Source organism: Devosia aquimaris (assembly GCF_020169335.1).
Classification (GTDB): Bacteria; Pseudomonadota; Alphaproteobacteria; order Rhizobiales; family Devosiaceae; genus Devosia; species Devosia aquimaris.
Window position 1 is genome coordinate 975,803 of the sequence record NZ_JAIEZN010000002.1, and the last position, 18,922, is coordinate 994,724.

16 protein-coding genes are annotated in these 18,922 nt (G+C 63.4%); 10 read left to right on the plus strand and 6 right to left on the minus strand.

The annotated features are described in order from the left end of the window. Positions 1 to 108: 108 nt before the first annotated feature. The gene (locus K1177_RS17515) at positions 109 to 1,158 is read right to left on the minus strand and encodes a helix-turn-helix domain-containing protein (protein WP_224705377.1); all 1,050 of its coding nucleotides are present in this window, start codon (positions 1,156 to 1,158) and stop codon (positions 109 to 111) included. A 303-nt stretch (positions 1,159 to 1,461) separates the two neighbouring features. Between K1177_RS17515 and K1177_RS17520 the strand changes: the two genes are divergently transcribed. Continuing rightward, the gene (locus K1177_RS17520) at positions 1,462 to 2,295 is read left to right on the plus strand and encodes an acyltransferase domain-containing protein (RefSeq protein WP_224705386.1); all 834 of its coding nucleotides are present in this window, start codon (positions 1,462 to 1,464) and stop codon (positions 2,293 to 2,295) included. A 25-nt stretch (positions 2,296 to 2,320) separates the two neighbouring features. Here the strand turns inward: K1177_RS17520 and K1177_RS17525 are convergent, their stop codons facing one another. Continuing rightward, positions 2,321 to 3,214, minus strand: a complete 894-nt coding sequence (locus tag K1177_RS17525; RefSeq protein WP_224705387.1) for a LysR family transcriptional regulator — start codon at positions 3,212 to 3,214, stop codon at positions 2,321 to 2,323. Positions 3,215 to 3,318: 104 nt separating this feature from the next. Here K1177_RS17525 and K1177_RS17530 point away from each other — a divergent pair, with 104 nt between their 5' ends. From K1177_RS17530 to K1177_RS17540, 3 genes are read left to right on the plus strand one after another with little or no spacing between them, the layout of a single operon-like run. Then, the gene (locus K1177_RS17530; RefSeq protein WP_224705389.1) at positions 3,319 to 4,398 is read left to right on the plus strand and encodes a 4-oxalomesaconate tautomerase; all 1,080 of its coding nucleotides are present in this window, start codon (positions 3,319 to 3,321) and stop codon (positions 4,396 to 4,398) included. A gap of 27 nt (positions 4,399 to 4,425) precedes the next feature. Then, a complete protein-coding gene (locus K1177_RS17535) occupies positions 4,426 to 5,514 on the plus strand; it encodes a Bug family tripartite tricarboxylate transporter substrate binding protein (RefSeq protein WP_224705391.1) in 1,089 nt (362 codons plus the stop codon). Between the two features lie 60 nt (positions 5,515 to 5,574). Then, positions 5,575 to 7,521 (plus strand): tripartite tricarboxylate transporter permease, encoded by a 1,947-nt coding sequence (locus tag K1177_RS17540; protein ID WP_224705393.1) that lies wholly within the window; start codon positions 5,575 to 5,577, stop codon positions 7,519 to 7,521. Between the two features lie 70 nt (positions 7,522 to 7,591). Here K1177_RS17540 and K1177_RS17545 read toward each other — a convergent pair whose 3' ends face one another. Genes K1177_RS17545 through K1177_RS17560 form a run of 4 tightly spaced genes read right to left on the minus strand, consistent with a single transcriptional unit; the run spans position 7,592 to position 11,854 of the window. After that, entirely contained in the window at positions 7,592 to 8,572 is a 981-nt protein-coding gene (locus K1177_RS17545; protein ID WP_224705394.1) for a sugar phosphate isomerase/epimerase family protein, read from the minus strand. After that, complete coding sequence (locus K1177_RS17550; RefSeq protein ID WP_224705397.1) at positions 8,569 to 10,059, minus strand: FGGY family carbohydrate kinase; 1,491 nt, start codon at positions 10,057 to 10,059, stop codon at positions 8,569 to 8,571. Before K1177_RS17550 ends, K1177_RS17545 begins: the two co-directional genes overlap by 4 nt. Further along, a complete protein-coding gene (locus tag K1177_RS17555; RefSeq protein WP_224705399.1) occupies positions 10,056 to 11,015 on the minus strand; it encodes a transketolase family protein in 960 nt (319 codons plus the stop codon). Before K1177_RS17555 ends, K1177_RS17550 begins: the two co-directional genes overlap by 4 nt. After that, positions 11,015 to 11,854, minus strand: coding sequence for a transketolase (locus tag K1177_RS17560; RefSeq protein WP_224705401.1), 840 nt, complete (start codon positions 11,852 to 11,854; stop codon positions 11,015 to 11,017). The genes K1177_RS17555 and K1177_RS17560 overlap by 1 nt, the downstream gene beginning before the upstream one ends. Positions 11,855 to 12,163: 309 nt before the next feature. On the opposite strand from K1177_RS17560, the gene K1177_RS17565 reads away from it, so the two are divergent. The 6 genes from K1177_RS17565 to K1177_RS17590 all read left to right on the plus strand — a co-directional run bounded on the left by K1177_RS17565 (position 12,164) and on the right by K1177_RS17590 (position 18,887). After that, positions 12,164 to 12,991, plus strand: a complete 828-nt coding sequence (locus K1177_RS17565) for a DeoR/GlpR family DNA-binding transcription regulator (RefSeq protein ID WP_224705403.1) — start codon at positions 12,164 to 12,166, stop codon at positions 12,989 to 12,991. A gap of 323 nt (positions 12,992 to 13,314) precedes the next feature. Next, a complete protein-coding gene (locus tag K1177_RS17570; RefSeq protein ID WP_224705409.1) occupies positions 13,315 to 15,174 on the plus strand; it encodes an ABC transporter substrate-binding protein in 1,860 nt (619 codons plus the stop codon). A 74-nt stretch (positions 15,175 to 15,248) separates the two neighbouring features. Further along, entirely contained in the window at positions 15,249 to 16,250 is a 1,002-nt protein-coding gene (locus K1177_RS17575; protein ID WP_224705411.1) for an ABC transporter permease, read from the plus strand. After that, on the plus strand, positions 16,247 to 17,158 hold the full coding sequence (locus K1177_RS17580; protein WP_224705412.1) for an ABC transporter permease: 912 nt from the start codon (positions 16,247 to 16,249) through the stop codon (positions 17,156 to 17,158). The genes K1177_RS17575 and K1177_RS17580 overlap by 4 nt, the downstream gene beginning before the upstream one ends. Continuing rightward, positions 17,155 to 18,066 (plus strand): ABC transporter ATP-binding protein, encoded by a 912-nt coding sequence (locus K1177_RS17585; protein ID WP_224705413.1) that lies wholly within the window; start codon positions 17,155 to 17,157, stop codon positions 18,064 to 18,066. Before K1177_RS17580 ends, K1177_RS17585 begins: the two co-directional genes overlap by 4 nt. Next, complete coding sequence (locus tag K1177_RS17590) at positions 18,063 to 18,887, plus strand: ABC transporter ATP-binding protein (protein WP_224705414.1); 825 nt, start codon at positions 18,063 to 18,065, stop codon at positions 18,885 to 18,887. The genes K1177_RS17585 and K1177_RS17590 overlap by 4 nt, the downstream gene beginning before the upstream one ends. Positions 18,888 to 18,922: the final 35 nt, after the last annotated feature.

Consider the following 18,922-nt stretch of genomic DNA (forward strand, 5'->3'; position numbering starts at 1 on the left):
CCTGCCTGTTGGGCGACGGTTCGGCGCCGCGCTGTTCCAATAGGTTACGTCCCGCACATCGGCCCAGCTATCCGATATCCGCAAAAGTGGTGCCGCCTGGCCTTGGCCTCACATCTGCCGTGCCAGGGTCGTGCCGGGGGATTCATCGAAGATCTGCCGGTAGTCGCCGGCAAAGCGCCCCAGGTGCAGAAAGCCGAAGGCCATCGCCACACCGGTCACCGTTGTCTCCTGCGGCTGGGCCGCGAGCAGGGCGGTGCGGACGCGGTTGAGCCGACACCGCCGCAGATAGGCCTGTGGCGACATGCCGACGTAGTCGTGAAAGGCATAAAGCAGCGTCCGCTCGGACACGGACAGGGTCATGCAGATATCGACAATGGTCGGCACCGCATGAGCGTCCAGCTCAGCCTCGACATAATCCCGGGCCATCCGGCACAGCCGCAATGCGCGTGATCGGGTTGCCGGCGCCGGAGGCGTCGGCGTCTCTTCATGCATGGCGACCTGCAAGGCGGTCTGCAGCACAATCGCATGCATCAACGCGGGGTCGAGCGGCCGCTCGGCCATCTGTGCGGCCAGTGCCGCGTCGATCCATTGGTCCACCGCTGCCCTGAGTTCGCCCAGCCGCGTGGAGTGGAACTGCACGACGCCTCCAGGTGTCTTGTCCCAGGCCTCGGGCCTGAGCGCCTGGGCTGCGGCAAGAAACGCGGACTGGGAAAAGCTGAGGTAGGCGGTCTGCGCGCCCTCCGGCACATGAATGTCGAATTCAGTCCGCTCGGGCATGAAGAACACGGTGTCCGGACTGGTCGCGCCATGGTCGGTGAAGCGAAAGGTAGCGTCCTGCGGGCCGTCACATTCTGCCCCCGGCACGCAATAGGACAGGGTGCAAAGGTCCGCCGGGGTAGCGCCCAGCTTGTGGATGGCGGCAAACTGCTGCTCGCGCACCACCTGCACCGGTCCCAGATCAAGACTGTCCATCTGCGACAACCGCTTGCCGCGGCTCAGCTGATAGCACTCCATGGCGATCCATGGTTGCAGCGCCGCCTGCGCCGCGCCACTCTCAATCACAGCCGAGCGCAGGCCGCCAAAGCCATCGGCAGCCTCTGGCCTTGCGCGATCGGCTGCGCGGCCCAACCTGGCTGCGTTGTCCCGTGCCAAGCTCATCGTGCGGCCTCCCGGGTTTCGTCACACCCATCTTGCCCGGTCCGCGACCGAGAGCAACACCAATGCGCTCAGACTGGCAGGCGACCAGGCAAGCAGTTAACGCTCCGTTGACACTGATGGCAGCATTCGTGGCGCGCCCACGTCCTGTCCTCGGGCCCAGCATCAAGAACACGCCGCGTGACGCGGCCATGGTCGTTGTCGGGACCCGCGCGATGTGGGATTTCTTCACCTGCTGCGCGTCGACAAGTGCGGGGGCAAACCCTGTCGGATCGTATCGGCAAGCACCAGGAGGGGATTTGGCCGATGGATATCGACCAGCTGTGCACAATCATCGAGCTGCCCGAAGAGGTCCGTGCCGCAGTGCTGGCGCGGGTGCACCTGTCCGAGGTGCGGCAGGCCGAGCCGCTCAAGGCCGGGCTCCTGGAGCGCAGCCATTGGGAAGTGGTAATTCGGGACATTGTCGCCGCCCTGGGCGAGGACGCCGATGGCATGAAAATGCTGGCTTTCATGCTGCAGCGGGCCGTCGAAACCCATGATCGCTACCGCGCTCTGGGCATTGATGACACGATCTTTGCCGACACGATGAAGTTCTGCACACGCTTCGTCATCGATCATCACCGGCACCATGGCCACTATGCCTTCACCTGGGGCTGGTGGTTGCCCCGGCAATTGTCGTTGCAGGAGTTCCGCTTCGGTGCGCTCGAATATGAACTGATCGAAATATCAGGCCGCCCTGCGATCAACATCCACATCCCAGGCGATGCCGACCTGAGCGAGGCGGCCCTGCGCCAGTCCTATCTGCTGGCAAGGCGCAGCATCGCCCGGATCGCGCCGGCCCATGCTGACGCCGACATGGTCTGCGATTCCTGGATGCTGTCGCCCGTGCTCGACAGCCTCTTGCCCGCGCACTCGAGAATTCTTGCCTTCAAGGCCAGTTTTGATGTGCACGCCATCGACCCCACCAGTCCGCATGCGACGCGCTGGATCTTTGGGCGCTACGACTTGCCGGTCGAGGACCTGCCCGAGACCACCACGCTGCAACGTCGCACCAAGGCCCTGATGCGCAACGGCGGCAGCATAGGGTCGGCAATGGGGCGCCTGCGCCCTGAAAACTGGGCCGCGCCGGCGCCGCACTGATAGTGCACCCAGCGCGGTGCCGGCACTATCGGTTCTGCCAGCGCTCGCTCATCATCGCATAGAAGCGCTCGGCTGAGGGAGACAGTGTCGCGCCAATGCGGCGTACCAGGCCCACGGTGCGCGTCACCACCGGGTTCACCAGCGGCCTGATGGCGATGGTGGGGTGGTCTCCCGAGGGCAGGGACATGCGGGGCAGGGCGGCGATGCCCAGCCCGGCTTCCACCAGGCCCAGTGAGGTCGACAGGTGCTGCACTTCATAGAACCACTTCGGCCTTATCCCGGCCTGGCCCAAACCCAGGTCGATGATCAGTCGATTGCCGCTGGAGCGTCCCACGGTGATGAAGCGGTGGCCGGCCAGGTCTGTCCAGGTGACGGTTTCCTGCCGCGCCAGATCGTGATCCTTGCGGCACGCCAGGACGAACGGTTCCTCGACCAGCGGCGCGAAGATCACGTCCGGGTCGTCGGCGCCCAACAGGGTGATGCCGAAATCCACCTCCCGGTTCAGCACGCTTTGCAGCACCTCATTGGCCCCGTCGTCCACGATGCGGATGCGGATGGCTGGATAGGCTTCGTTGAAGGCGCGGACCACGTCGGGGAGGAAGTAATAGGCGGCCGTCGGGATGCAGGCGACACTGACCAGGCCCGAACGCCGCTCGGAAATCTCGCGCATCGACAGGATCGAGGATTCAAAATCGTCCAGCAATCGGCGCGCCCGCACCAGGAAGTCCCGGCCCACTGTGGTCAGCTCCACCCGCCGGGTCGTCCGCTCCAGCAGGGTCACCCCCAGCGCGGCCTCCAGTTTCTGGATTCGCCGGGTCAGCGCCGGCTGGGACAGGTGAATGCTTTCGGCCGCCGCACCGAAATTGCGCATCTCTGCGGTCGCAACGAAGGCGGTAAGGTCTTCCAGATCAATGTTCATGCTTCTCACGCATAAATAGGTGCGAGAAATGCATTTCACACAATAGACGGCAGGTGGCAAGGCTTCCCTAACGATCCGTTAGCGATCGCGTGAAGGAGGCTTCCATGACAAAGATCCCTTGTGTGCTGATGCGCGGCGGCACCTCCCGTGGGCCCTTCTTCCTGGCGTCCGACCTGCCGTCGGATCGCGCCGCGCGCGATGCGATCCTCATCGCCGCGCTTGGCTCGGGGCATCCCCTGCAGATCGACGGCATCGGCGGCGGCAATGCACTGACCAGCAAGGTGGCCATTGTTGGTCCCGCAACAGTGCCCGGCGCCGATGTCGACTACCTGTTTGCCCAGGTCAATGTTGAGCGCGCCCTGGTCGATACCGCCCCCAACTGCGGCAACATGCTGGCTGCCGTCGGCCCCTTCGCCATTGAAAGCGGCCTTGTCGCGGCCGGCAATCCACTGACCCGGCTGGTCATCCACAACGTCAACACCGGCAAGCTGGTGCAGGCCAGCGTCGAAACCCCGGCGGGTCGGGTCAACTATGATGGCGACATGGCCATCGCCGGCGTGCCGGGCACGGCGGCGCCGATCCGGCTGGCCTTTCTCGACGCGGCCGGCTCCAAGACGGGCAAGCTGCTGCCGACCGGCAACATGCGCGACCGGCTCGATGGCACCGAGGTCAGCCTGATCGACATGGCCGTTGCCGCCATGCTGTCGGACGCCCGCAGCTTCGGCAAGACCGGCGGTGAGACCCCGGCCGAGCTCGACGCCGACCGCGCCTTCATGGCCCGGCTCGAGACCGTGCGGCGCCTTGCCGGCGACGCCATGGGCCTGGGCGATGTCTCCTCAATGGTGATCCCCAAGCCTATCCTGGTGTCCCCGCCAGCGGCCGGCGGCACCATTCGGGCCCGCTATTTCATGCCCCATGCCTGCCACACGGCCGTGGCGGTGACCGGCGCGGTCTGCATTGCGGCGGCTTGCTGCATGCAGGGCAGCCTGGCCCATGCCATGGCAGACCTGCCCGCCCCGGACGCCCAGGGGCGGCGCTTGCTCAAGATCGAACACCCCTCCGGCTCGACACCGGTGGAAATCGAACAGGATCCGGCAACCGGCGAGATCATGCGCGTGTCGCTGATCCGCACCGCCAGACGCATTTTCGAAGGCTTCGTGCATGTGCGCGACGCCGCAGCTTGATCTATGCTTACCAAGGAGGAGAAAACCGTGAGCAACTTCAGAACCATTGGCCTGCGTGTCGCGCTTGCCTGTGCCACCACGCTGGCTGCCTTTGCCGGCCCCGTCGCCGCGCAGGACTTCAGCGGCAAGAACATTGAATGGACCATCCCCTTCGGCGTGGGTGGTGGCACCGACGTCTGGGCGCGCTTCTTCGCTCCCCAGTTCAGCCAGGCCCTGCCGGGTCAGCCCAATGTGGTGGTGCTGAACGTTCCCGGCGGTGGCTCGATCACCGGCGCCAACCAGTTTGCCACGCGCGCCAAGTCCGACGGCTTCGAGATCCTGGGCACCTCGGCCTCGACCCAGTTCCCCGCTATCCTGGGCGATGCCCGCGTGCGCTATGACTATGCCAAGTGGACGGCAGTTCTGGCCTCGCCCACCGGTGGCGTGGTCTATGTTGCGCCCGATGTCGGCGCCAGTGGCCCTGCCGATATCGAGACCCTCCGCAGCAAGGAAATCCGCTTTGCCGCACAGAGCGCGACCGGGCTTGAAATGCCCGTATTGCTCGCCTTCGAAATGCTCGGGCTGAACATCCGCCCGGTGTTTGGCATGGAGAGCCGTGGCGCCGGACGCCTGGCATTCGAGCGTGGCGAAGCCGGCATCGACTTCCAAACCACCCCGGCCTACCTCAGCAGCGTCGCGCCGCTGGTCGACTCCGGCAAGGCAGTGCCGCTGTTTGCCCTGGGAGTTGTCAACGCCGACGGCAGCGTATCGCGCGATCCGTCTTTCCCTGACCTGCCGACGTTTGTCGAATTCTACCAGGACGCCACGGGCGCAGCCCCCGAAGGCGAGGCTTTCCAGGCCTGGAAGTCGCTGATGCTTGCCGGCTTCTCGCTGCAGAAAATGGTGGTGGTGCCGCGCGACGCGCCGGCCGACATCATTGGTGCCTACAACGCCGCCGCCCAGACCATCGTGGATGCCCCCGATTTCCGCGAGCGTGCCGGCGACGAACTGGGTGTCTATACGCAGCTGGTCGGCGCCGATGCTGATGCAGCACTGACCGAAGCGCTCAAGATCGATCCCTCGGTCAAGGACTACCTCACCAACTGGCTCAAGCAAGAGTTCAACGTCAGCCTGTAGGCGACAGCCGGCGGTGCCCCGAGGAGGCTCCGCCGGCATCATTCCCTGGGAGGAAAACTCATGCTGGATGCAGCACTACTCGCGCTGGGCCAGGTCCTGGCCGTCGAGCATATCTTGTTTCTGGTGGTCGGCGTCCTGATCGGCCTGATCGTCGGTATCCTGCCGGGGTTGGGCGGCATTGCCGGCATGTCCATTCTGCTGCCCTTTCTGTATGGCATGGACGCCACCTCCGCCCTCGGCATGCTGATCGGCATGGTCGCGGTCATCCCAACCGGGGATACCTTCACCTCGGTGATGATGGGCATTCCCGGCTCCAGCGCCAGCCAGGCGACGGTGCTCGATGGCTTCCCGCTGGCCAAGAAGGGCGAGGCGGCCCGTGCCCTCTCGGCAGCCTTTGCCAGTTCGCTGTTCGGCGGCGTCATCGGCGCCCTCGTGCTGTCGGTCGCCATCGTTGTGGCCCGGCCACTGGTCCTGTCATTCTCCTCCGCCGAGCTCTTCATGCTCACCCTATTCGGCCTCTCTATGGTGGCCGTGCTTTCCGGCCGCAGCCTCGCCAAGGGCATTGGCGCCGCCGGCATGGGCCTGATCCTGGGCACTGTCGGCACCGCACCCGCCACGGGCGAGCCGCGGATGACGCTGGGCATCGACTATCTCTACGACGGCATTCCGCTGGTGGCCGTGGCCATGGGCCTGTTCGCCATTCCCGAAATCATCGACCTGCTCAAGCGCGGCACCGCCATTTCCGAAACCACCGGGCTGGGTGGCGGCTGGCTCAAGGGGCTGCGCGATGTCTTGCGCCACCCCTGGCTGGTCAGCCGCTGTGCCGCGTTGGGCTGCGTCATCGGCGCGCTGCCGGGCCTGGGCGGCGCTGTGGTCGACTGGATTGCCTATAGCCATGCCGTCCAGACCAGCCGCGACAAATCCCAGTTCGGCAAGGGCGACATCCGCGGCGTCATCGCTCCGGAATCGGCCAACAATGCCTGCCAGGGTGGGGCGCTGGTGCCCACGCTGCTGTTCGGCGTACCCGGCTCCGGCTCGATGGCGGTCTTTCTGGGCGGCATGGTGCTCCTGGGCATCCAGCCCGGCATCACCCTGGTCGAGACGCGCCTGGACCTCACCTACACCATCATCTGGTCGCTGGCCCTGGCCAATATCGTCGGCGCGGGTCTCTGCGTGCTCCTGGCGCGCTATGTCGCCCGGCTCACCCAGATCCCCTTTGTCTATCTGGCGCCTTTCATGATCATGATCACCATGTTCGCCGCCTTCCAGGCGACGCGCTCGATCGAGGATCTGGTGGCCCTGATCGTCCTGGGAGCTCTGGGCCTGTACATGCGCCGCTTCGGCTGGCCCCGCCCGGCCCTGCTCATCGGCTTCGTGCTGGCCCCCGGCGCCGAAGGCTACCTCTATCAGGCCGTCCAGTTCTACGACTGGGCCTGGGTCTGGCGGCCCGGTGTGCTGATCATTGGCGCCATCACGGTCGTCTCCATGGTGCTCGGCCTGCGCTATGGCGCGGAAGTCTCGAGCGAAGGCGATACCGATCCCGCCGCCATCGCCACCCGGCCGCGCCAGTTCGTGCTGGCCGCGCTGTTCCTGGGCGTCGCCGCCCTCTGCATTGCCAATGCCTTCGGGCTGAGCTTTCTGGGCCAGGTGTTTCCCATGACGGTTGGTCTGTTGGCCGCTGGCGGCGCGATCTGGGTGCTGACCCACCTCTATGGCAGCCATCCCTCGGCGGTGCATGACGACGACGCGGCCCTCGCACTCGACGGACGCTGGTCCGGGCGGGAGCTCTATCTGGGTGTCTTTGCCGCGGTGGTCTTGGGCATCTGGCTGGTCGGCTTCCTGGCGGCCATGGCCATCTTCCTGCCGGCCTTTCTGATCTTTGCCGGCAAGGCCCCGCCGCTCCGGGCCGGCCTGCTCACCCTGGTCGCGCTGGGCTTCATCTACGGCATCACCACCGCCATGTCGCTGCGCCTGCCAGAAGGCCTGATCCTGGGCGCCTTCTCCTGACGCACATCGCCGGCCCGGGTATTTGCCCGGGCCGGCGACAAGTCATTCAGATCGGATCGGTGCCGTCGTTCTACATCGCGCCGAACAGGGCCTTCTGGGCAATCTTGAGTGCCCCGATGGCGTCGTGACGGCTCTGGGCTTCCTGCAGTGCATTGATGTCGAGCGCATCGAGACCCTTGGCGGCCGCCTTGAGGAAGTCGATGGCATGGGTGGCCGTTGCCACTGAATCCTCGCGGAAGGGGAACTGGTCGAGCTGCCAGACCCCATTCCAGTTGTTCTTCTTGAGCACATAGAAGAACTCGAACAGCTCGATCGGGTGCAGGCTCCCGGCCACCAGGTCATCATCCCAGGAACGGTAGTTATCGTTCACGTCCATGCCGAAAAGGCGGCCATGGTCGATGGCGAGCTGGGCGCTGTCGGCGGCCGATTCACCGCCCATGATGGCGTGGCCAAAGTCGAGCAGGATGCCCACATTCGGCAGGCCGATCTTTTCGATACCCAGAATGGTGCGGGCGACCGAGCCAAAGCTCATGCGCACGCGCGGTTCGCGCGGCTTGTATTCGATGACGAACTTGAGGTCGGGGTTTTCGCTGGCAAGCTGGCCGACGCCCTCGAGCGAGCGCTGCCACTGCGTCGAATAATCAACCTGGAAGGGATAGTCCCAGCCATCCTGGCCCGGCCAGAGTTTGACGTAGTCCGCCTTGTGGAACCGCACGACATCGCAGGCGGCAGTGATCAGTTCATGGGCCTTGCGGCGAATGCCGGCGTCCGGGTTGGTGAAGGCGCCCTTGACGAAGTCGCGGGTGTAGATCTCGGGCGTGATGCCGATCACCCCGAGCTTGTTGCGATCCAGCGCCGTCTTGATCTCGGCGTCGGAGAACTCGCCGCCAAAATAGGGCCAGTTGAGGTCAACCACCGAGAGATCCTTGACCTGGCCGGCCAGATCGATGGCCTCGATGATGGTGCGCGGCGTGCCGTAGCCATCGGTGGCATAGCGGTCCAGATAGGTTGCAAAATGCCAGATGCCGGCGCCGAAACGGGGTGTGGTCATGGGGTTCCTCCGGGTATTTCTTGTTCTGTTGCCAGCGTCTGCACGACGGCGGACGTCCAGCGCTTGTGATGATCTCGAGCCTTGGCCGCGTCCACCTGCGGGGCATAGCAATCGGCCACTGGCACGCCAGGCATGGCGATGCCGAGCGACGAAAAGGCCAGCGCGGCAGCGCCGATGGCACTGACTTCCGGCACGGCAGCTGCTGCGACCGGGCGGCCCAGAATGTCGGATTGGAACTGCATGAGCATCCGGTTGCGCGAGGCCCCGCCATCGGCGCGCAGTTCGCCCAGCGGTGCGCCGATGTCAGCCTCCATGGCGGAATAGACATCCGCGACCTGGAAGGCGATGGCTTCTAGCGCCGCGCGCGCCAAATGCGCTGGCTTTGTACCCAGCGACAAGCCGGTGATGGTGCCACGGGCATCGGCCCGCCAATAGGGCGCACCCAGGCCCACCAGGGCCGGCACGAAAGCGACGCCATTGCTGTCGGCGACCGTTTCGGCAAGGGTCGAGAGGGCCCCCGCATCTGCAAGTCCCAGCAATTCGGCGGCAAAGGCGGCGGTCTGCCCCGAGACCGAGATATTGCCTTCGAGCGCGTGCTGCACCTTGCCCTGCTGGCTCCAGGCGATGGTCGAGGAAATGCCGTGTGTCGATCTCACGCGCTCTGGTGTCAGTGCCATCAGCGACGTGCCGGTGCCATAGGTGGCCTTCACGGCGCCAGGGCTGCGGACGCCATGGCCGAAAAGCGCTGCGTGGGAATCCCCGATCATGGCAAGGATGGGTGTTCCCGCGGGCAGGGCGCTGGTGCCCTCGCTCGTCACCCCGAACCGCGCATCCGAGGATTTGACCGCGCCCAGCATGCTTTCCGGCACGTCAAAGAGCGCACAAAGCTCAGCGTCCCACGTCAGTGTCGCGGTGTTGAACAGCTGGGTGCGCGAGGCATTGGAGTGGTCGCTGGCGTGGACCGTTCCGCCGGTCAGGTTCCAGAGCAGCCAACTGTCGACCGTGCCGACACGCAGATCGCCATTCTCGGCCCGCATGCGGGCGTTTGGCACGTTGTCGAGGAGCCAGGCGATCTTGGCGGCCGGAAACAGTGGATCGAGCGCAAGGCCTGTCCTGGCCTCGATCGTCTCCGCATGGCCGGCGGCGCGGAGCGCATCGCATTTGGGTGCCGAGCGGCGGCACTGCCAGATGACGACCGGGCCAATCGGTTCCCCGCTCTGGGCGTCCCAGACCAGGATCGACTCGCGCTGATTGGAGATGGCTATGCCCGCGATCTCGGCGGAGCCTGCCTTGGAAACGACGTCGGCGATGACCACCTTCACCCCATCGATCAGCGCGGTCGCCGACTGCTCGGCCCAGCCGGGCTGGGGATAGGTGACGACATTGGGCACCGACGCGCGATGGTGCACCTGCCCCGATGCGTCCACCAGGAGGGCCTTGGTATTGGTGGTGCCCTGGTCGATGGCGAGGATGAGCGCGCTGGTCATGTCTTGCGCGAAAGGGTCTGGCGCACAGCCTCGGCGATGCCTGTTGCGTTCAGCCCGAAGTGGTCGAACAGCCATTCGGCCGAACCGGTTGGCACAAAGCCGGGAAAGCCGAGGATGCGCATCGGCACCGGATTGGTCGAGATGACGATTTCGGCAATGGCGCCACCAAGACCGCCCCGAACCGAATGCTCCTCCACCGTGACGATTGCGCCCGTCTCGGTCGCCGCCGCAATCACGGCTTCATCGAGCGGGTTGACGGTCGCCATATTGACCACACGAACAGAAATGCCGTCTGCGGCAAGAGCCTCGGCGGCGGCAACCGCGCGATGGACCATTGTGCCATTGGCGATGATGGTGGCGTCGCTGCCGGCCACCAATGTCTCCGCCTTGCCGATCTCGAAGACGCTGCCTTCGGGCCGCTCAAGCGCCGGGACGGCCATGCGGCTGACGCGGACGAACACCGGGCCGTCATAGGCTGCCGCCGCCTTGATCGCCTCCGCCGTTTGCCAGGGGTCGGCCGGCACGATCAGCTTGAGATTGTTGAACAGGCGCAGCCAGGCGAGATCTTCAATGGAGTGATGGGTAGGGCCCAGTTCGCCATAGGCAACACCAGACGACTGGCCGATCAGCTTCACGTTGACGTTGGAATAGGCAATGTCAGCCTTGACCTGTTCCAGGGCGCGCCCCGTGATGAAGCAGGATGCGGCTGAGACGAACGGCACCTTGCCCCCATTGGCAAGCCCGGCGCCGACGGCGACCAGGGTCTGTTCGGCAATGCCGACATTGACCATCCGGTCCGGGAACTTGGTACGGAAGCCGCCGAGTTTGGACGAGCCGACGCTGTCGCTCACCACGGTGACAATGCGCGGATCGGCTTCCGCCAGCGCCTCAATCGTGGCGGCAAAACTGTCGCGGCAGTCAAACAGGCCTTCCGGCTTGGGGGCGGCAGCACTCATCACACCAGCTCCCGCATGGCTTGTTCATATTGTTCGGCATTGGGCACGCCATGGTGCCAGGCCACATTGTCGTGCATGAAGCTGACGCCCTTGCCCTTGAACGTATTGGCGATCACGCAAAGCGGCTTGCCGCGCCCCTTGGGCGAGGCCGAGAGCACATTGAGCAATTGCTGGTGGTCATGGCCATCGACCACCTCAACGTGCCAGCCAAAGGCGCGCCACTTCTCGTCCAGTGGATCGAGCGAGGCCGTTTCCTCGGTGCGGGCGCCCTGCTGCAGGCGGTTGCGATCCACGATCAGTGTCAGGTTCTCCAATCCGCGATGGGCCGCTGTCAGGGCTGCCTCCCAATTGCTGCCCTCCTGCAATTCGCCGTCGCCGGTGAGAACAAATGTCCGGAAATCGGCCTTGTCCATCTGTCCGGCAATGGCGATGCCCACGGCCACCGGCAGGCCATGGCCGAGCGGCCCCGTGTTGGTCTCGACACCCGGCAGATAATTGCGGTTGGGATGGCCGTTCAGCATGGACATCGGCTGCATGTAGCTCGCCAGGTCCGCTTCGGGGAAAAAACCGGCCCGTGCCAGCACGGAATAGAATGCGCCTGTGCAATGGCCCTTGCTCATCACGAAGCGATCGCGATTGGGGTCGCGCGGCTGGCTGGGGTTATGCCGCAGTACGCCGAAATACAGTGTCGCCAGCACGTCGGTGGCGCTGAAATCGCCGCCCGGATGCCCGAGCTGGGCTTCATAGACCATTTGGAAGCTGCGACGGCGGATCCAGAGCGCCTGTGCGGCAATCTCCCCGACCAGATCAGTGTTGAGCGGTGCTGCGGGCGAGGGCAAGGCATGTCTCCAGAGTCTTCGGCTTGGCGGCAAAGCCTGCGTGGCATGGTGCGGCCTGCGCATGGGCAGACGTCGTCTCGTTTCGACCGACTGCAGCCCCTCCCGATGCCGGCTTGCGCCGCTCTTCGTTTTTTGAATAGCTACAGCGGCGATTGCTTTCGCGCAATAAGGAAAATTTTCGAATTCTGCGCTTTCCTTTTCAATTGTTGAGTTTTGCGTCAGAATCAAACTCGTGGAAAAGGCGCGTCGACGGATTTTGGCGAGCGCAGCGGCGCTAAGATGGATCGCAGGCAGTTGGGGACGATAGTGGTGCAAAAACCAAGAGTTGGGCGCAAGGGCGTGGCAGCGGCGACCGGCTCCGGGCAGCCTCAATTGCTGGCCGAGCCGCGCCGGATGCGCATTCTGGAATGGCTGCAGGAGGAAGGCAGTGCGCGTGTGCGCGACCTGTCAGCCGCCTTTGCGGTCTCCGAGGCGACGATACGGCAGGATCTCGAGCGGCTCGAGACTGAGGGCTATATCACTCGCGAACACGGCGGTGCCTACCTCAAGTCCATTCCCCAGCAGGTGCAGTCCATGTCGCTGCAGCACGTGCAGAACATGGACAAGAAGCGGGCCATTGGCATGGCTGCGGCTGCGTTGGTTTCAGACCACGACACGCTCATCATCGACTCGGGCACAACTACAACGCAGTTTGCCGAAAATCTTGCTGTGCGGCAGGACCTTAACATCATCACCAATGCGCTCAACATTGCGCTGATCCTGGGAGCAATCCCGACCAATACGGTGCATATGCCGGCCGGCCAGTTCAAGGCGCCGACGCTGTCGTTGAGTGGAGAGAAGTCCGTCGAATTCTTCGTTGGCATCTATGCGCAGAAGCTGTTTCTGGCCACCGCCGGCGTGTCGTTTGATGTGGGTCTGACCTATCCGGCGATCGGCGACATCTATGTCAAGCGCGCCATGGTCAAGGCGGCCTCCCATGTCTATTTGCTGGCCGACTCCACCAAGATCGGCCGGGTATCTTTCTCGGCCCTGGGCGGCGTCGAGCTCGTGCACACGCTGATCACGGACGATGGCATTTCCGATGCTGACCGTGCCGAGTTCGAGCGGCGCGGTGTGGATGTCATCATCGCTGGCTAGTCGCTTTCGTTTGGCGCGATTTCGCCGAAGATCGGCCATTGACATCTGCGGATATCGATCATATCCGTTAGAAATCGCAGGTAATCGAAAACAATATCGCGAAACCTGCGACCGCGTCGGGAACGCGCGGGAGGATACAGACAGAGATTTCGATCTTGCCGCGCCTGGAGAAACAACCAGGGCCGCGAACGAGGCCGGCTGTCTGCCAACTCCGATCAGCTCCGGGGGTTCAGTGGCCGGCCAAAGGGCAGCGGCCTAACAAGGAGGAAACTATGGCACGGCTTGGCCGTTCTTTGATGGCGTCCCTGCTTCTGGGAAGCCTGATGACCACCAGCGCCTTCGCGCAAGGGGCGATGACCGATGTCGGTACGCCGCGTGCCGAAACGCTGATCGTGCAGACGTTCGATGGCCGCGCGGCCAATCCGTCGGCGCAGAATCCGCTCAATTCCTACGCCATCTGGCGTGGCTTCCGCGAGCTGGGCTGGGGCTATCTGTGGGAGATGGACACCGCCACAGGCAAGTCCTACCCGGAAATGGCCGATGGCATGCCCGAGGTTCTCAATCCCGAGCACACCCAGTTCCGCATCAAGATCCGTCCGGGCATCACCTGGAGTGATGGCGTCGAGTTCACCACCGATGACATCATTTTCTCGCTCGATACCGCCTTCAAATACCGCGAAAAGCTGACCAACGTGGCCAGCGTCACCGTCTATCTCAAGAGCTACAAGAAGATCGACGACTACACCTTCGAGGTCGAGACGGTAAATCCATCCTATGACCTGACGACCCGTCTGGGCGTCTACACCTGGGGAACGCCGTTCAACTGGGTGCCCAAGCATGTTTTCGAGCCGCTCGGCGACGACGTCGTCAGCTTCCAGAACGCGCCGCCGGTGACGCTGGGGCCCTACAAGGTCAAGGAATTTGACCCCAATGGCTTCTGGCAGCTCTGGGAACTGCGCGACGACTGGCAGAAATCCAGCTGGGGCAATCTGGGCACGCCCAAGCCCAAGTTCATTCTCTACAAGGACTTCGGCGCCGAAGAGACCCGTGCCCTGGCCTTTGTGCAGAACCAGTATGACGTCGACACCTTCATGAGCCCGGACAGCATCGACGCTGCCAAGGCCCGCAATCCCAAGGTCGAGACCTTCTCGTCCACCTTCCCCTATCACGACATGAATGACGCCTGCTCCTATGGCGTCTACATCAACCAGCAGCGCGCGCCTTATGACATGCCCGAAGTGCGTTGGGCTCTGGCGCTTTCGCTCAACCTCTCTCAGGTGGGCATCAGCGCCATGTCCGGCCAGTTCAAGGCCGCCGCCCTGCCACTGCCCGACACACCGATCACCGGCCCCATCTTCTACCAGGCCAATCTGCAGGCCCTGCAGGACCTCACGATCGGCGACGGCTACAAGCCTTTCGACGCCGATTTCAGCACCACGCTGGCTGAAACCCTCAAGGAGCAGGGTATTGATCCGGCCCTGTTGCCGACGGGCGATGCCGTCAATGCTGGCTTTGGCATGGGGTGGTGGAAGCACGATCCGGCAGAAGCTGAAAAGCTGCTGGCTTCGGTGGGGATCAACAAGGGCGCAGACGGTTTCTACGCCCTGCCGGACGGGTCGCCCTGGGTGATCGAGTTCGTCATCCCCGGCGACTGGAACAAGGTTCTCCAGCGTCTCGGCTTCTCCATTGCCGACAGCTGGCGTCAGGCGGGCTTCAACGTCAATGCGCGCCAGGTGGACAACGGTGAATACACCACCGTTCAGAACACCAATGCGCGCAACGAGTTGCAGATCAACTGGTCCAACACCTGCGTCTACAACTCCAACTGGCTGGGCAATTGGAACCAGTTCCGCGAGAGCAATATCTTGCCGGCTGACTCCACCAATCCGCTGAGCGGCAACTACGCCCGCATCACCGATCCGGAAGTGCTCGATCTGGTGGCCGAAGGCGCAGCCCTGCCGCTCGATGATCCCAAGTTCGTCGAGAACGGACAGAAGATCGCCATGCAGATCGCCAGCGAGATGCAGATCATCAACCTGATGAACATCCCGACCACGATCCCGACCAACAGCACCTATTGGACCAACTTCCCCAAGCAGGACAACTTCTACGCGGCGCCCTACACTTGGTGGAGCTCGTTCAAGAAGACTGTGGTCACAATCGAACCGACCGGCCAGCAGTAAGCTGACTGGTTCCGGGCAGGGCGGCGTGTCCTCCGCCGCCCTGCCGTTCTCTATATTGTCCAAAGGATCTGTCCATGGGTGTGCTGCGCTACGTCGCCAAGCGCCTCGGCCTTTATCTGGCCGTGCTGTTCATCGGCCTGACCATCACCTTCATGCTGCCCCGGCTGATGCCGACCAATCCTGTGGACGGCTATATCGGCCAGCTGCAAAGCCGGGCCAACGGCACCTTGACGTCGGAAGCCATTGCCGAGATGCGCACCAATCTCGAGCAGCTCTACGGGCTCAATGGCAATATCTTCAGCCAATACGCTTCCTACATGAAGCGCGTGCTGATCGATTTCGATTTCGGTCCGTCCTTCACCTACTATCCGCAGCCCGTTTCGGCGATGATCTTGAACGCACTGCCCTGGACATTGGGGCTGCTGCTGACAGCGACATTCATCGCCTGGGTGCTCGGCAACATGGTGGGTCTGGTCGCCGGCTATTTCCACAAGCAGCGCGCGGCCTCGATTCTGGAGTTCCTCGGAATCCTGCTCTATCCAATTCCCTACTACATCCTGGCCGTCACGGTGCTCTTGCTGCTGGCCTATGTCTTCCCGATCTTCCCGCTCTCGCCCACTTTCCCGGTGGGGCAGCTGACGCCTGAAAAGATCGGCATGATCCTCTACAATTCGCTCCTGCCCGGTATCACGCTGGTGCTGGCTGGCTTTGGCTGGAACATTCTCTCCATGAAGGCGCTGGCCGTCGCGACCACGGAAGAGCCCTATGTGGTCTATGCGCGGCTTAAGGGGGCGTCCAACTGGACGCGCATGATGAGCTATGTGTTCCGCAACGCGCTCCTGCCGCAGGTGACGGCCCTGGCCCTCTCGCTGGGCATGGTCTTCAACGGCGCCCTGCTCACCGAGATGATCTTCTCCTATCCCGGCATCGGGCTGATCATGCGAACCGCCGCAACCGGTGGCGACTACAACGTCCTCTACGGCGCCATCACCCTCTCGATCATCGCCGTGGCAACTGCGGGCCTGGTGATCGACCTCATTTATCCTCTTCTTGACCCGCGGATCCGTCACAAATGAGCCTGAGCAAGGATATCGATCCCATCGTGCTGGCCGAGCCGGTGGCGCCGGTAAACGCCCCCCGCGGCAGGGGCAGCCTGATGTGGCTGCTCAATCCGCGCCTCAGCATCGGCCTGGTTATTCTGGCGGTCATGGGCCTGGGCAGCATGATCCTGCCGTTCTTCGCGCCGGTCGATCCGTCCGTGCAGGCCAGCTACATGCGCAATCTCAAGATGTCCGGCGCCCATTGGCTGGGCACCAATTCTCTGGGCCAGGACATCTTCTGGTTCCTGGTGTTCGCGGTGCGCAATTCATTGGCGCTGGGCGTGCTGGTGGCCGTGGGTGTCACGCTGATCGCCACAATCGTCGGCCTGAGCGCAGGCTATATCGGCGGGCGCTTTGAGCGCTTCGTAATGCTGATCGTGGATACGTTCATTACCATTCCGCTCCTGCCCATTCTGATCATTCTGGGCGCCCTGATCCGCGGCAACACCTCGTTTCTCACCGTTGGCGTCATCATCATCATCTTTGGCTGGGCCTGGGACGCGCGCACCGTTCGGTCCATGGCGCTGTCGCTGCGGGAGCGCGAATTCATCAACATGGCGCGCTTCTCGGGCGCCAATACGCTGCAGATCATCGCCCGGGAGATCTTTCCCTATGTCTCGGCCTATATGCTGGTTGGCTTCATCAATGTGGTGCTGTTTGCCATCAATACCGAGGCGACGCTGGCGGTGATCGGCCTCTCCAAGGTCGAGGTGCCAACCCTGGGGTCGATCATCTTCTGGGCCCTGAACTACAACGCCCTGTTCACAGGACAATTCGTCTGGCTGATCGCGCCGATCATCGCCACGGTGACCCTGTTCCTGGGGCTGTTTTTGACCTCGACAGGCTTCAACCAGGCCTTCGCCAGCAAGCGGGGTGTCTCATGATCCGCCTCAACGATCTCAAGATCAGCTATCGCATCGCCAACCGCACCATCGACGCTGTCGATGGCGTGTCACTGACCATTCCCGATGGCTGCATTGTCGGCATTGCCGGGGAGTCCGGGTCAGGCAAGTCAACCCTGATGAAGGCCATCTACGGCGACATCCAGGCGCCCATGCATATCTCGCGCGGCTCCATCGACTACGACTTCCAGGGGGCTGATGGGCGGCCCGTGACCACCCAGACCATTCGCAGGCAGTGGTTCAAGTCGATCTCGTATATCCCGCAGAGCTCGATGAACTCGCTCAACCCCGTGATCCGCATCGGTCGCCAGTTCACCGATTTTCCAGGGACCGACAGCAACAAGAAGCGAGTGCTCGAACAGGCCCGGACCTATCTGGGCAAGCTGGGGCTGCCGCCCGAAGTGATGGAGTCCTATCCGCACCAGCTGTCCGGCGGCATGCGCCAGCGCGTGATGATCGGCCTGGCCACCTTCTTCCAGCCCGATCTCATCATCGCGGACGAGCCAACCACGGCCCTGGATGTGGTCGTGCAAAAGGAAATCCTGATGCTCCTGATGGAGCTGCAGGAGGAGATGGGAAACACCATCCTCGTGGTGTCCCATGACATGGGGGTGCACTACCAGGTCACCCACAAGATGCTCATCATGTATGCCGGACGCGTCGTTGAATACGGCGATACCGAGAGCGTGTTTGGCGATCCTCAGCACCCCTACACCAAAATGTTGATCGATAGCCTGCCCACCATTGGCGACGACAGCATGCGCGGGGTCATCGCCAGCGCTGCCGGGGCAGGGGGCGACCGAGCGTTCCGGGCCGAGCCGGTCTTGGTCGAGGTCAAGCCCAATCATTTCGTGGCGCGTGCGCCCCAGCCGGACAATGTGCTCGCATGACCGTTATCCTGAAAACCGAGAACCTCAACAAGGTCTATCGCCGGGGCGGCCTGGTGGCGGGCAAGAGCATCACGGCGCTCAACGACGTCAACATCACCGTTGAAAGCGACAAGCCTGTGGTCATCGCCGTCGTGGGGGAATCCGGCAGTGGCAAGACAACGCTGGCCAAGACGCTGCTGCGCCTGGAAACGCCGACCTCGGGTCGGGCGATTGTCTATGACACGGTCGTGGCCGGACAGGGCGCGACCCCCTCCAAGCGCGCCTTCCTCGGGCTGGTGCAGCCCATTTTCCAGAACCCATTCGAGGCCTTTAGCCGGTATCGCCCGGTTGATGCCTATTTGCAGGAAACGGCGCGGCGCGTTGCCGGCATGGGCGATGACGAGGCCGAGGCCGCTGTTGCGGCCGCCTTGCGCAGTGTCGGGCTGGACTATGGCGATGTGCGCGGCAAGTACACGAGCCAGTTCTCGGGTGGTGAGCTGCAGCGCATTTCGGTGGCGCGGGCGCTGATACCAAACCCCAAGCTGATCGTTGCCGACGAACCGGTGAGCATGATCGATGCCTCGCGGCGCATGATCATCATCAACCTGTTCAAGCGGCTGCGCGACGATGCCGGGCGAAGCTTTTTGTACATCACCCATGATCTGGCCACGGCCTATTACATCTCCGACTACATTGCCGTGATGAACAAGGGCCAGGTGGTCGAGTTCGGGCCCGCCCGCGCGGTGATGAACAACCCCAGCCACGCCTATACGCGGCTGCTGCTCGATTCCATTCCCACCATCAAGTCACGCTGGCGGCCGCGTCTGGCACACGCCGGCTGAGCGCCTGCTTTTCAGTTGATCATTTGGAACTTTTG